Here is a 14027-nt window from a genome sequence, read left to right on the forward strand (position 1 = left end):
ACCTTCTACTTGATGCCGGTCGTCGCGATGCCCTTGACGAGGTATCGCTGGCCGAGGAGGAATGCGAGGAACAGCGGGATGAGCGAGACGACCGACATCGCGAACATCGCACCGTAGTTGGACGAGGACTGCGCGTCGATGAATCCCTTCAGGGCGACCGAGACGGGGAAGTTGTCGCGGGTGCGCAGATAGATCAGAGGACCGAAGAAGTCGCCCCACGTCCAGATGAACGTGAAGATCGTGGTGGTCGCCAGCGCCGGCACCATGAGCGGCAGGGTGATCTGGCCGAAGATGCGCGCATGCCCGGCGCCGTCGATGCGCGCGGCCTCGAAGATCTCCTTGGGCAGCCCGCGGATGAACTGCACCATCAGGAAGATGAAGAACGCGTCCATCGCGAGGAACTTCGGCACGATCAGCGGCAGGAACGTCTCCAGCCACCCCAATTCGCGGAAGATCACGAACTGCGGCACCAGCACCACGTGGAACGGGAGCATGATCGTGCCGAGCATGATCGCGAAGTACACGTTGCGCCCGAAGAACCGCAGCCGCGCGAACGCATAGGCGGCCATCGAGCACGAGATGAGGTTTCCGATGATCGCGCCGATGACCAGGATCGTCGAGTTCCCCAGGAAGACGCTGAAGGGCAGCTGCTGACTCGTCCACCCGTGGATGTAGTTGTCCAGCGTCAGGTTGGTGGTGAAGATGCCCAGGTCGGTGAAGATCTCGTTGTTCGGCTTCAGCGACGACACGACGAGCCAGATGAGCGGGTAGATCATCACGATCGACAGGATGATCAGCCCGAGGTGTTTGAGGATCGAGCGCGTCGTGCGGCGGCGGCGCAGCCGACGCAGCGTGTCGTCGTCCTTGCCGGGCAGCACGACGGCGATCGTCTCGTCTGCGGATACGGTCACGGTGTTCTCTTCCGGTGAGGCGGAGTGACGGATGGTGCGGGGCAGGTCAGTCGTCATAGAAGACCCAGAACTTCGAGAGCCAGAAGTTGAAAGCGGTGAAGGCGCCGATGATCAGCAGCAGCAGCCAGGCCATGGCCGAGGCGTAGCCCATGTTCAGCTCGGTGAATGCCTCCTTGTAGAGGTAGAGCGTGAAGAACATCGTCGAGTCGCTGGGTCCACCGGTGCCGCCGGAGACGATGTAGGCCTGCGTGAACGACTGGAACGCGAAGATGATCTGCAGCACGAGATTGAAGAAGATGATCGGCGTCAGCAGCGGGAAGGTGATGGAGAAGAACTGCCGCACCTTGCCGGCGCCGTCCACCTGCGCGGCCTCGTAGTACATGTCGGGGATCTGCCGGAGCCCGGCCAGGAAGATCACCATCGGGGACCCGAACGTCCACACGTGCAGGATGATGAGGGTCGCCAGGGCATAGTCGGGGTGCGAGATCCAGCCCGGTCCCTCGATGCCGAAGATCGACAGGAAGGCGTTGACGATGCCCTCCTTGCCGAACACCTGACGCCACAGGATCGCGATGGCCACCGATCCGCCCAGCAGGCTCGGCAGATAGAACACCGAGCGATAGAACGCCAGGCCCCGCATGCCGCGGTCGAGCAGCATCGCGACGGCCAGCGCGAGCGCCAGCTGCAGCGGCACCGACACGAACACGTACACGAGGGTGACGCGCAGCGAGTTCCACAGCCGGGCGTCGCCGGCCATCTCGACGATGTTGTCGAAGCCCGACCACTGCGGCGGCTGCAGCAGGTTGTAGTCGGTGAACGACAAGAACAGGGATGCCAGCATGGGGCCGATCGTGAAGACGATCAGACCCACGAGCCACGGCGCCAGGAACACGTACCCGGCCTTGTTGTCCGCGTAGCGGCCGCGCTCGCGCACTTTCGCCCCGCCGTGCGACCGGCGCGCGATCTGGCGCAGTTCACCGATGCTGCTCACGGAGACCTCCTCGTCTGTGGGATTTGCGCGGCGGCTGAGAGAAACCGCTTTCACGTCTGCCGTGTCAGTATGACCGAGCATGCCCCGCACGTCAAACATCGATCTGCCGCATTCTTCCGCGGCGTGACAGCGACCCGTCGTTCCACCGCGTGATATCGCGGGAAAAACAACAATTGACACGCCCGGCACTCACTGCTACTTTTCGTGAAAGCGGTTTCTCCTTCCGAGCGGCCGCGCACCAGGCCGGCACGTTGCCGGGAACCCGATGAAAAGAGGCGCAATGACGCGTTCAACACGCTCACGCATGGCACGGGCAGGTGTCGGCACGACCCTCGTCGCCGCCTTGGCCCTCACCGGCTGCAGCAGTGACCCGTCCGATTCGACCGACGACCCGAACGCCGCCGAGGAGGTCGAGCTCCAGATCAGCTGGTGGGGCAACGACGAGCGGTCGGCCATCATGGCCGAGGCGATCGACCTGTTCGAAGCGGAGTACGAGAACATCACGGTGATCGAGCAGCCCGTCGGCGCCCCCGACGACCTGTTCAACCGGCTCGCGACCGACTTCGCGTCGGGGACGGCGCCGGACGTGTTCGCGCTGGGCGGGGCCAAGCCGCAGGAGTACGGCGCCGCCGGCGCCCTGCTCGACCTGTCGACGGTCAGCGAGCAGCTGCCCACCGACAAGTACCCGGACTTCACCCTCACGAACGCGATCGTCGACGACACGCTGTACGGTCTGCCCACCGGCGGCAACGCCATCGGCGTGCTCATCAACCCCGCCATCTTCGAGAAGGCCGGGGTGCCCCTGCCCGACGACTCGTGGACGTGGGAGGAGTTCGCCGACATCGCCAACGAGATCTCGGCCAAGGCGGGCGACGGCATCGTCGGCCTCGACCTGCGCATCCAGGACATCCTGGGCACCTACGTCGCCCAGTACACCGACACCGGCATCTACGACTGGGACGGCGGCCTCGCCGTCGACGCCGACGTCATCCAGGACTGGTACGAGTACGAGCAGGCGCTCGTGGCCGACGGCGGTCTGCCCGACCCGTCGGTCATCGTCGAGCACTGGAACGTCACGCCCGACCTGACACTGTTCGGCACGGGCAAGGCGGCCATCACCTTCTCGTACTCGAACCAGATCGCGTCCTACCAGGCCGGGTCCGGCTCGGAGGAGGTGCAGATCCTCACCCCGCCGACCTCGACCGGTGTGTCGGGCGTCTCGGTGCTGCCCTCGCAGTTCTGGGCGATCGCGGCCGAGTCGGAGCACCCGAAGGAGGCGGCACTGCTGGTCGACTGGCTGCTGAACCAGCCGGAGCCGGCGAAGATCATCCTCGCCAACCGCGGTCTGCCGTTCAACCCCGACACCCTCGCGGTCGTCGAGCCGCTGCTGGCACCGGCCGACGCGCAGTCGGCCGAGTACCTGGGCAAGGTGCTCGAGGTCGGTGTCGTCGGCCCGCCGCAGCCGGCGGGTGGCTCGATCCTCAACGAGCTGTCGCAGCGCATCGAGTCGGACGTGCTGTTCGGCAACACGTCCGCCGCCGACGGCGCGCAGCAGTGGATCGACGAGCTCGGGGCCGCCCTCGAGAACGACTGATCCGCACACCGCGTGCGGGCGGTCCCGGCAGGGATCGCCCGCACGTCGCATGTGGGCGGCGTGCGGGCGGTCCCGGCAGGGATCGCCCGCACGTCGCATGTGGGCACGGGCTTCGATGGGCAGACTGGAGGCGAGATGACAGCGATCGATGATGTGCTCGCACGGCTGCGCGGCGCCGCGCCCGCAGCCGGCGCCCTCGCCGCGCGCGAGATGGATGCCGGGGCCCGCGCGCTCGCGGACGGACTGGACGCCGCCGGGGTCGGCTTCGCCGCGCTCGGCGGCGGACTCGAGGACCGCTGGCACGCCGCGATCGCCGAACTGGCCGACAGTATCGCCGTCACCGGCGGTGCCGACCCGATCCTCTGGGAAGGCGGGCCGTACCGGGGCTGCTGGCTCGAGAGCACGGCGACCATCGGCGCCGAAGTGCTCGGCCGGTTCGCCCCCGCCGTCACCCGGGCCACGCACCTGGCGCTGGCGGCCGCGCAGCGCGACGACGGGCTGCTGCCGTACAAGGTGACGCCCGACGGGCCGGCGTTCACCCAGATCCAGACCGTGACGCCGCTGGCGCGCAGCGTGTGGCACCACTACCTGCAGTCCGGGCGCGACCGGGACTACCTCGCCCGCATGTACACCGCGATGGCGCGCAACGACGCGTGGCTCGCGACGCACCGCGACACCCGTGGCACCGGCGGCGTCGAAGCGTTCTGCACATTCGACACCGGCCACGACCTCTCCCCCCGGTTCTGGCACCTACCCGATCGCTGTCATCGGGGCGACGCCGCCCGGTACGACCCCGACGGGCCCGGCCTGCCGTTCGTGGCCCCCGACCTCACCGCCAACGTCGCCTGCCAGCGCCGCCACCTCGCCCTCATCGCCGCCGAACTGGGCGAGGACCCGGCACCGTGGCAGGCCAAGGCGGCCGCATCGCGGGCGGCGCTGTACACGCAGTGCTGGGACGCCGCGACGGGCATGTACTACGACCGCGCCGCCGACGGGTCCTTCGTCGAGGTCGACTCCGACGTGCTGCTGCGGGTGCTGGCCTGCGAGGTCGCCGACGACATCGTCTTCGCGGCATCCCTCGACCGCCATCTCATGAACACGACGCGGTTCCTCTCCGCGGCCGGCTTCACCTCGATCGCGATGGACGACCCGCGGTTCAACGGCGACCACACCCGCAACTCGTGGGCAGGGCCCGTCAACGCCCTGACCATGCTGCGGGCGCCGCACGCGTTCGAGCACCACGGGCGGGTGGCCGAGCTCGCCCTGGCCCACCGCACGCTCCTGGGTGCGATGGCCGGGCACGACCGGTTCGCGCAGTGCTTCGACCCGTGGTCGGGTGATGCCGGCTACGCGAGCGGGTACTCGCCCGCCATGCTGTGGCTGCTCGACACCCTCGAGCGCGACGCCGGCATCCTGCCGCGCCCCGACGGCGAGGTGTGGCTCAGCGGCCTGATCCCCACCCGCGTCGGCGCGCAGGCGCCCACGGCCACCGCCGCGAGACGCACCGTCGCCGGCATCCGCTACGAACTGGCCGGCGACGACGAGTGGGTCGAGGTGCATCGCGACGGCGCGCGGTGGCTGCGGTTCCCGCGCGGCTGGCGCGTCGTGCTGCGCGACGGCGAGCCTGCCGTCGTGGTCGGATTGGCGCCTGCGCCCGTCACCGGCACACTGCACGCCGGCGACGAGTCGTGTGCGCTGACGGTGGCCCCCAACGAGCGGGTCGAGGTCACCGGCATCCACCCGGGCGAGCGCCGTTCGCCCGGTTTCACCCCACCGCGACGGTGACCCGCCCCGCCTTAGGATGATCCTCACTCCGGCGGGAGCGACGGGTCGGAAGGAGCTTCCGTGACACGACGCACACGAGCGACGACGATCGCCGAGGTCGCGCGCCACGCGGGCGTGTCCCCGGCCACGGTCTCGCGTGTCATGAACGGACGGTTCCTCGGCGAGCCCGCCGTCGCCGAGCGGGTGCACGCGTCGGCGGCGGAGCTGGAGTACTCGCCCAACCACCTGGCCCGCAGCTTCGCCCTCGGTCAGACCAACGCCATCGGCTTCCTCGTGCCCGACCTCGCCAACCCCGCCTTCCAAGCCGTGCTCGCCGGGCTGAGCAAGGCCGCCGGCACGGCCGGGTACCGGGTGCTGGTGGCCGACTCGGCCGAGTCGGCCGAGGACGAGCCCTTGCTGGCCGCCGAGATCCGCCGTCGCTGCGACGCCCTGGTGCTGTGCGCGCCCCGCATGGACGAGGACGAGCTGGTGCGGGCGACCTCCACCCTCGGTCCTGTCGTCCTCATGAACCGGCGCAGCTCGCGGGTGACCGCGCCCTCGCTGTCGGTCGACTCACGGGCCGGCATCCAGACGCTCGCCCACCACCTGGCCGGGCTCGGGCACCGTCGCATCGCCTACGTCGAGGGGCCCGACGGCGTCGCGAACGAGAATCGGCGGTCGGGCCTGGCCGAGTTCCTGCGCGAGGTCCCCGACGTCACGCTCACCTCGATCGCCGGCGGCGCCGGCAGCGAGGACGGTTTGGCCGCCGTGCCCGCGGTGATGGATGCCGGGGTGACCGCCGTGCTCGCCTTCAACGACCTCGTGGCCATCGGCCTGGTGCACGGCCTCGTGGAGCGCGGCGTGCGCGTGCCCGACGACATCTCGGTCACCGGGTTCGACGACATCCCGTTCGCGCGGTACATGTCGCCGTCGCTGACGACCGCGTCGGTGCCGCACGAAGTGCTCGGCACGCTCGCGTGGAGCCGCATGCAGGCGCTCATCGACCAGTCCACCCCCGAACACGACGTCGTCTTCCAGCCGCGCCTGGAGGTGCGGCGCTCCACCGCGGAGCCCGGCGGCGCCCCCGCCGACGGCTGAGCGCTCGCCCCGAGGACGCAGGCAGGAGGATGCTGGAGGCATGAGTCTGCTCGATCTCGACGTTCCCATCGTGCTCGGCCCCTTCGGCGGCATGTCCTCGGTCGCGCTGACGGCCGCGGTGAGCGAAGCGGGCGGGCTCGGCTCGTACGGGCTCTACGGCTATGACCGGGCGCGCATCGCCGACACCGTCGCGCAGCTGCGTGCGGCCACCACCCGGCCGTTCGCGCTCAACGTGTGGCTGCCGGTCGGCGACGAGGTCACCCCCGGCACGGTGGACACCTCTGCGGCGGCGGCTGCCGTCGCACCGCTGTACCGCGAGCTGGGCCTCGCACCGCCGTCGGGCGAGCCCGAACGGTACCTCGTCGACGTCGACGAGCAACTCGAGGCGATCCTGGATGCGCGCCCGGCGGTGCTCAGCTGCGTCTACGGGATGCCGGGGCGCGACGTCGTCGACGAGGCCCACGCCCGCGGCATCCGCATCATCGGCGGCGCGACGACCGTGCCCGAGGCCCGGGCGGTGGCCGCGGCGGGGGCCGACGCCGTCGTCGCGAGCGGCTTCGAGGCGGCGGGGCACCGCATCAGCTTCCTCGGCGACGCGCAACGGTCGCTGGTGGGCACGTTCGCGCTCGTACCGCAGGTGGTCGACGCCGTCGACATCCCGGTGATCGCCGCCGGCGGCGTCGCCGACCGGCGCGGGGTCGGGGCCGCGTTCGCACTGGGCGCGGCGGGCGTGCAGGTGGGCACGGCGTTCCTGCGCACCCTTCAGTCCGCGGCCGGCGCCGCGCACCGCGAGGCGCTCGGCCGGGTCGCCGCGCACGAGACGGTGCTGACCCGCGCCGTGACCGGCCGCTGGGCGCGGGGCGTGCGCAACCGGCTGGTCGACACGGTCGAAGCCGGCGGCGCGATCGCCCCCTTCCCCGCGCAGAGCTGGGTGGTCGGGGCGCTGCGCGCCGAGGCGAACCGGCGCGACCGCGGCGACCTGCAGTCGCTGTGGGCCGGGCAGGGGGCGCCGCTGGCCGCCCACGACGACGCGGCGGCCGTGTTCGCCGAGCTGGCCGCGGGGGTGCCGGACGGGTCGTGAACCCGGCATCCTCACAGTTGTTTAGCACAACTAACGAGGTAGACTGGGTTCTTTGTATGGAGGCTGATGCATGAAGGCGATGTTCCGCTCGCTCGGCCTGTTCAACTACCGCGTCTGGTTCATCGGGGCGCTGATCTCCAACGTCGGCGGGTGGATGCAGTCCACCGCGCAGGACTGGGTCGTGCTCACGGAGCTGACCGACAACAACGCCACGGCGATGGGTGTGACCATGGCGCTGCAGTTCGGTCCGCCCCTGGTGCTGGTGGCGGCGACAGGCTGGGTGGCCGACCGGTTCGACCGGCGCAGGATCCTGTTCGTGACGCAGAGTGTGCTCATGCTGCTCGCCGTCGCGGTCGGCGTGCTGCTGCTGATGGACGTCATGACGCTGCCGCTCATGTTCGGCTTCGCCCTCATGTTCGGCATCACGAACGCCTTCGACTCGCCGGCGCGCCAGGCGTTCGTGACCGATGTGGTCTCGCGGGAGAACGCGTCCAACGCCGTGGCGCTGAACTCCGCGTCGTTCAATATGGCGCGCCTGATCGGCCCGGCCGTGGGCGGCCTGCTGATCGTCGTCGTCGGCACGGGGTGGGTGTTCATCATCAACGCCGCGACGTTCCTGGCCATGCTCGTGGCGCTGTTCATGATGCGCCCCGAAGAGTTGATGCCGCGGGCGCGGGCCACCGGCGCCCAGCGCATCGCCGACGGCTTCCGCTACGTGTGGGGCCGCCCCGATCTGCGCGTGACGTTCCTCATCGTGTTCCTCGTCGGCGCGTTCGGCATGAACTTCCCGATCTTCGCCTCGACGATGGCGCTCGAGTTCGGCCGCGACGCCGACGGATACGGCCTGCTCAGTTCGGTGCTCGCGATCGGGTCGCTGATCGGGGCGCTCACCGTCGCCCGGCGCGACCGGGCGCGCATGCGCGTGATCATGTTCGCCGCGGGCGGCTTCGGGGTGGCTTCCCTCGTCTCGTCGGCCATGCCCGCGTATTGGATGTACGCCGTGGTCCTGACCACGGTCGGCTTCTTCACCGTGACGATGATGACCACGGCCAACGGCTACGTGCAGACCACCACCGACGTGCACCTGCGCGGACGCGTCATGGCCCTCTACATGGCGGTGATCATGGGGTCGACGCCGATCGGGGCGCCGATCGCCGGCTGGGTGGCTGAGGAGCTCGGACCGCGCGCGGCGATCCAGGTGGGCGGCATCGCCGGTGTCGTCGCGTGCGTCGTCGGCATCGTCTGGCTGCTGGGCTCCGGGCGGGTGCACCGCCACCCACAGCGGCGGTTCCGCCTCACCGTCGACGAGACGCAGCCGATCTGGGTGGTGCGCACGCCGCCGGAGGAGTTCAGCGACGAGATCGCGTCGACCACACCCATCCGGCTGCAGGACAAGCCGTAGGCGTTCCGGGCGGGATCGCCCGGCGCGGTCACCCCGCCCCGGCGTAGCCGCCTCGGCGCGCCGTCCGGCGCCGTCAGCCGGCCAGGACGAGACGCAGCTGCTCGACGGCCCAGTCGAGTTCGGTGGCGCGCACGACCAGGGGCGGCGCGATGCGCACGGTCTGGCCGTGGGTGTCCTTGACGAGCACGCCGCGGCCGAGGAGCTTTTCGGCCACCTCACGCCCGGTCCCCACAGCCGGGTCGATGTCGATGCCGGCCCACAGACCCGCGATGCGCACGGCCGTCACGCCCTGGCCGACCAGCTCGCCCAGCTTGGCGCCGAGGTGCTCGCCGAGCGCCTGCGCGCGGGTCTGGAACTCGCCCGAGGCGAGCATGTCGACGACCTGCCGGCCGACGGCGGCTGCCAGCGGGTTGCCGCCGAACGTCGACCCGTGCTCGCCGGGGCGCAGCACACCGAGCACGTCGGCGTCGGCGACCACGGCCGACAGCGGCACGATGCCGCCGCCGAGCGCCTTGCCGAGCAGGTACATGTCGGGCACGACGCCTTCGCGATCGCACGCGAAGGTCGTTCCGGCGCGGCCGAGGCCCGATTGGATCTCGTCGGCGATGAACAGCACCCGGTGGCGGTCGCAGATCTCGCGCACCGTCCGCAGGTATCCCTCGGGCGGGATGATCACGCCCGCCTCGCCCTGGATCGGCTCGAGGAGCACCGCGGCGGTGTTCTCATCGATCGCGGCTTCGATGGCGGCGGCATCCCCGTAGGCGACGGAGGTGAACCCGGGGGTGTAGGGCCCGAAGTCGGCGCGCGCCTGCGGATCATCGCTGAAGCTGACGATGGTGGTGGTGCGGCCGTGGAAGTTGCCGTCGGCGACGATGACGTTCGCCTGTCCCTCGGCGACTCCCTTGACCCGGTACGCCCACGCGCGGGCCACCTTGATCCCGGACTCGACCGCTTCGGCCCCGGTGTTCATCGGCAGCACGAGATCCTTGCCGCACAGTTCGGCCAGCGCGGCGGCGAAGTCCCCCAGCCGGTCGTTGTGGAACGCGCGGCTGGTGAGGGTGAGCCGGCCCAGCTGCTCGGTCGCCGCCGCGACGAGGGCGGGATGCCGGTGCCCGAAGTTGAGTGCGGAGTAGGCCGACAGCAGGTCGAGGTAGCGCTTGCCCTCCACATCGGTGACCCACGACCCCTCACCGCGCGCGATGACGACCGGCAGCGGCGCGTAGTTGCGCGCGACGTGCGCGTCCTCCGAGTCGATGATGCGGATGGTCGTGGTGTCCAGCGCCGGGGTGGTCATCGTGTCCCTCTCAGTTCGAGTGTGCAGCATTTGATCCCGCCCCCACCGAGCAGCAGCTCGGACAGGTCGACGGGCACCGGGATGTACCCGCGTTCGCGCAACTGGGCGTCGAAGCCGGTCGCGCGCGGCGAGAGGAAGACGTGCCGGCCGTCGCTGGCCGCGTTGAGCCCGAACACCGCGCCGTCGGCGTCGGCCACCCGGATGGCATCGGGGAAGCGGTCGGCGAGGATCTGCTGTGAGGCCTCGTCGAACGCCGACGGCAGGTACGCGATGTTGGCCTTGTCGACGCCGCCGGGTCCCTCGACGGGGTCGAGCACGGCGATCGCCGTGTCGAGATGGTAGAACCGCGGGTCGATCAGTCGCAGCGTGATCACCTCACACCCGAACACGTCGGCGACCTCACGGTGGCTGTCGCCGGCGGAACGGAATCCGGTTCCGGCGAGGATGACGTCACCGACCAGCAGGAAGTCGCCTTCGCCTTCCTGCACCTCGCGCGGCTCGATGACCTCGAAGCCGTGTGCGGCGAACCAGTCCATGAACGGTCGCTCCTCCCCCCGGCGCTCGGGCACGCGGAACTTCACGCCCAGTGCCCGTCCGTCGATGATGAACCCGCCGTTGGCGGTGTACACCATGTCCGGGAGACCCGGCACCGGGTCGATGAGCTCGACCTCGTGGCCGAGCGACACGTACGTGTCGTACAGCGTCTGCCACTGCGCGACGGCCTTGGCCGTGTCGGTGGGCCGGGTCGGTTCCATCCAGGGGTTGATGCGGTAGCTCACCGTGAAGTACTCGGGCCGGCACATCAGGTAGCGGCGGTGCTGCTGGATGCGTGGGGTCTGTGCCTGGGGCAGGGTCTGCGTCGACATGTCGCTCCTCATGAGGGATGGCGGACGCTGTCCTCAGGCCCGGCGGGGCTGTGGAAGCCATCGACTCGGGCACGCCGGCATCCATTCTGCCAGACGCGCCCGGGTCGGTTCCGGGCGCACGCGCCGCAGGAAAGTGAGAAGATTTATTCTCTGGGGAGAGAAACGGGTCATCGTGAGGCGACGAACGGGAGAAGAGACCCGCGCACTGCTGCTGCGCGTCGGGGTGCAGATGCTGCTCGAGCGCGGCGTGAGCGCGGGGGTGCAGCACATCCGCTTGCAGGACGTGCTGCGCCGGGCAGGACTCACCACGGGCGCGGCGTATCGGCTGTGGGCCGATCAGACCGACTACCAGCGCGACCTGGCGGTGACGATGGTGCGGCTGCGGCTGAGCGGCCCGGCGGACTACGCGCGCGATGCGGTGCGCGAGCTGATCGAATCGGGTGCGCCGGGCGACGACGTCATCCGTGCCGCGGCGCTGGCGCACGTGCGCACCGCCGCACTCGACCAAGAGGACCCGGACGACGCACGCGACGCGCAGCAGTTCCTCGTGTCGCTGGCGCTGCGCACCACCGCCGACACGTGGCCCGAACTGCGGGAGGCCAGCCGCGAACGGCACCGCGAGTCGATCGACGCGTTCGCGGAGTTCTACGGCTCACTCATGGAGGCGTACGGCATGCGCATGAAGTCGGGGCTCACGATCCTGGATTTCACCGAGGCCATGGCGGCGATGGGCGAGGGCTTCGCGGTGCGCGCGGTCGAAGGCATCGATCACCCGACGTACACGTTCAGCGCCGAGGACGAGGCGCCGACCGGCGAGTGGACGCTCTTCGCGCTCGGGGTGCGGGCGCTCGTCAACGAGTTCATGACGTCCGACGAGCCCGCCGCCGAGCGACAGGGCCCCGGGGCTGAGGGGTGATTCTCCCTCAACCCCGAGCGACACTCCCCCCGGTGTGTCGTGAGCGGCCGCCGGCTGGAACGGGCTCTTCGGACGCTCCCCAGTTGCGCCCCCCAGACATATAGTGGCCTGCCCGATGGGGGTCCGCCAGAAAGATAAGTTGTTTCTCTTTGCGGCAGGAATTCCTGATCTGAGTCCAGAAACCTGGGGACTTCAGGCCCCCAGCCGGGTGAGAAACGCATTGCCGAAACGCCCCTCGGGATCGAGCCGACGCCGCAGCCGGACGAAGTCCGGCCATCGGTCGTAGCGGGCGGTCACGGCCGCGCCGTCGAGGGCGAACAGCTTGCCCCAGTGCGGGCGGGCCGACGCCGGCAGCGCCCGTTCGATCTCGGGCAGCAGGGCCGCGACCGCGGGAGGATCGGGGCGCCACGTGAAGTGCAGGCCCACGGCGTCCGTGCCACCGGCGCCGCTCAACCAGAGCCGGTCGGCCGCGATCGTACGCACCTCGCACACCAGCAGGGCCGGCGCGATGCGCGTCGCCATCGTCCGCAGTGTCTCGAGGGCGTCGATCGCGTCGCGGCGGGGCACCAGGTACTCGCTCTGCAGCTCGTCACCGGCCGACGGCGTGAACGCGAGACGGAAGTGGGGCAGCCGGTCGAACCACGGCCCGGCCTGCCCCTGCTGTGCGGTGCACGGCTCCGGCGAGATGCCGGGCAGCGGATGCCGGGGACCGTCGGCCGGCGTCGCCCCGAACGCGCGCAGATCCGGCGGCGCGCCCCGGGTCTTCACCCAGACCTGGTCGATGCGGTCCGCGTCCGACCAGGTGGTGAACAGGCTCACGCTGTCGCCGGTGGCCTGGATCGTGTCGAAGCCGGCGAGCACGGCGTCCCACCGTGCGTGCTCGAACACGGTCTGGGCGATGTCGTACGTCGGCTGGATGTCGAGCTCGAGGGCGGTGACGACCCCCAGGGCGCCGAGCCCGACGACCGCACCGTCGAAGTCGGTGTCGCCGCGGGCGAGGCGGCGGACGGCGCCGTCGGCGGTGAGCAGTTCGAGGGCGGCGACCTGGGTGGCCAGCGACCCGATGCGCGCGCCTGACCCGTGGGTGCCGGTGGCGACCGCGCCGGCGACCGAGATGTGCGGCAGCGAGGCGAGGTTCGCCAGGGCCCAGCCGCGCGCGTGCAACCAGGGCGCGAGCTCGCCGTACCGCATGCCGCCCGGCACGCGCACCGTCGCCCGGGCCGTGTCGAGCTCGGGGTCGCCCGGCATCCGGGTGAGGCTGACGTGCACGCCGTCGGTGTCGGCGATGTCGTTGAACGAGTGCCGGCTGCCGAGCACCCGCACGCGGGGCGAGGCCACCACGATCTCGGCGAGCTCGTCGATGGATGCCGGGGCGACGAGCCGGGTCGCGCGGTACGCGATGTTGCCCGCCCAGTTGCGTGTGGTCTCGGGCATGCGTGCTCGCTCTCTGCGTCGTCGCGTGCAGTCTATTCCGGCCGCAGCCTGTCGTCGGCGGCTAGGACCAGACGCTCGGGGCGGGAGCCTTCGTCGAGGGCAGCGCCGAGCCTTCGACCCAGGTGGCGATCCAGTCCGGCAGCGGCGGGAGGTCGTCGGGGCGGTGCAGCGCCTCGAACAGCTCGGACATGGGCACCACTCCCCCGCCGCGGCGCAGGAACCGGGCGCGCACGATCATCTCGGCGTAGATCTCGCCGTCGACCACGGCGCGGTGGATCTGGTACACCGCCTTGTCGTCGTGGCCGTACAGCCGCGTCTCCACGGTGAAGCGCTGCCACAGCTGCAGCGACTTGCGGAAGGTGACCGTCTCGGTGGCGACCACCGCGTACCAGCCGCGTGCGTTCATGGCGTCCCAGATGCCGGTGCGGATCAGCAGGTCGAAGCGGCCGAGGTCGAACAGCGACGCGTACCGGCCGTTGTTCATGTGCAGCAGCAGGTCGATGTCGGTGGGCAGGGTGCGCAGCCGGATGCGCCCCACCGAGCCCGGGGGGATCGGACCGCGGCGGCGCAGCTGCACCTTCGCGCGCAGGATCGTCAGCAGGGTCCGCCACCACACATTCACGAGCCGTGATGTTACTCAGTCCACATCGATGCGCCCAATCGTCTGTCGCCCCGC

12 protein-coding genes are annotated in these 14027 nt (G+C 70.4%); 6 read left to right on the top strand and 6 right to left on the bottom strand.

What is annotated here, in order from left to right:
• Nucleotides 1-5: 5 nt before the first annotated feature.
• Nucleotides 6-911, bottom strand: a complete 906-nt coding sequence (locus ACQ143_RS05535) for a carbohydrate ABC transporter permease (protein ID WP_449569709.1) — start codon at nucleotides 909-911, stop codon at nucleotides 6-8.
• Nucleotides 912-957: 46 nt separating this feature from the next.
• On the bottom strand, nucleotides 958-1902 hold the full coding sequence (locus tag ACQ143_RS05540) for a carbohydrate ABC transporter permease (RefSeq protein ID WP_449569710.1): 945 nt from the start codon (nucleotides 1900-1902) through the stop codon (nucleotides 958-960).
• Between the two features lie 304 nt (nucleotides 1903-2206).
• On the opposite strand from ACQ143_RS05540, the gene ACQ143_RS05545 reads away from it, so the two are divergent.
• The 5 genes from ACQ143_RS05545 (at nucleotide 2207) to ACQ143_RS05565 (ending at nucleotide 8841) form a co-directional block, all read left to right on the top strand.
• Nucleotides 2207-3496 (top strand): ABC transporter substrate-binding protein, encoded by a 1290-nt coding sequence (locus tag ACQ143_RS05545; RefSeq protein ID WP_449569711.1) that lies wholly within the window; start codon nucleotides 2207-2209, stop codon nucleotides 3494-3496.
• A gap of 135 nt (nucleotides 3497-3631) precedes the next feature.
• Nucleotides 3632-5281: an MGH1-like glycoside hydrolase domain-containing protein gene (locus ACQ143_RS05550; protein WP_449569712.1), complete on the top strand. Its 1650-nt coding sequence runs from the start codon at nucleotides 3632-3634 to the stop codon at nucleotides 5279-5281.
• 60 nt (nucleotides 5282-5341) lie between these two features.
• Nucleotides 5342-6358 (top strand): LacI family DNA-binding transcriptional regulator, encoded by a 1017-nt coding sequence (locus ACQ143_RS05555; RefSeq protein ID WP_449569713.1) that lies wholly within the window; start codon nucleotides 5342-5344, stop codon nucleotides 6356-6358.
• A gap of 40 nt (nucleotides 6359-6398) precedes the next feature.
• On the top strand, nucleotides 6399-7439 hold the full coding sequence (locus tag ACQ143_RS05560) for an NAD(P)H-dependent flavin oxidoreductase (RefSeq protein WP_449569714.1): 1041 nt from the start codon (nucleotides 6399-6401) through the stop codon (nucleotides 7437-7439).
• 79 nt (nucleotides 7440-7518) lie between these two features.
• Nucleotides 7519-8841, top strand: coding sequence for an MFS transporter (locus tag ACQ143_RS05565; RefSeq protein WP_449570134.1), 1323 nt, complete (start codon nucleotides 7519-7521; stop codon nucleotides 8839-8841).
• Nucleotides 8842-8914: 73 nt separating this feature from the next.
• On the opposite strand, the gene rocD is transcribed toward ACQ143_RS05565, so the two are convergent.
• Nucleotides 8915-10135 carry an ornithine--oxo-acid transaminase gene (rocD, locus tag ACQ143_RS05570; protein WP_449569715.1) on the bottom strand — a complete coding sequence of 407 codons (1221 nt, stop codon included), beginning with the start codon at nucleotides 10133-10135 and terminating at the stop codon, nucleotides 8915-8917.
• The gene (ddaH, locus tag ACQ143_RS05575; RefSeq protein WP_449569716.1) at nucleotides 10132-11001 is read right to left on the bottom strand and encodes a dimethylargininase; all 870 of its coding nucleotides are present in this window, start codon (nucleotides 10999-11001) and stop codon (nucleotides 10132-10134) included. The genes rocD and ddaH overlap by 4 nt, the downstream gene beginning before the upstream one ends.
• A gap of 172 nt (nucleotides 11002-11173) precedes the next feature.
• Between ddaH and ACQ143_RS05580 the strand changes: the two genes are divergently transcribed.
• Nucleotides 11174-11917: a hypothetical protein gene (locus ACQ143_RS05580; protein WP_449569717.1), complete on the top strand. Its 744-nt coding sequence runs from the start codon at nucleotides 11174-11176 to the stop codon at nucleotides 11915-11917.
• 192 nt (nucleotides 11918-12109) lie between these two features.
• On the opposite strand, the gene ACQ143_RS05585 is transcribed toward ACQ143_RS05580, so the two are convergent.
• Both ACQ143_RS05585 and ACQ143_RS05590 read right to left on the bottom strand, forming a co-directional pair.
• Nucleotides 12110-13351, bottom strand: a complete 1242-nt coding sequence (locus ACQ143_RS05585; RefSeq protein WP_449569718.1) for an FAD-binding protein — start codon at nucleotides 13349-13351, stop codon at nucleotides 12110-12112.
• 61 nt (nucleotides 13352-13412) lie between these two features.
• Entirely contained in the window at nucleotides 13413-13973 is a 561-nt protein-coding gene (locus ACQ143_RS05590) for a thioesterase family protein (RefSeq protein ID WP_449569719.1), read from the bottom strand.
• Nucleotides 13974-14027 lie beyond the last annotated feature (54 nt).

It is taken from the genome of Microbacterium pollutisoli, from assembly GCF_053586795.1.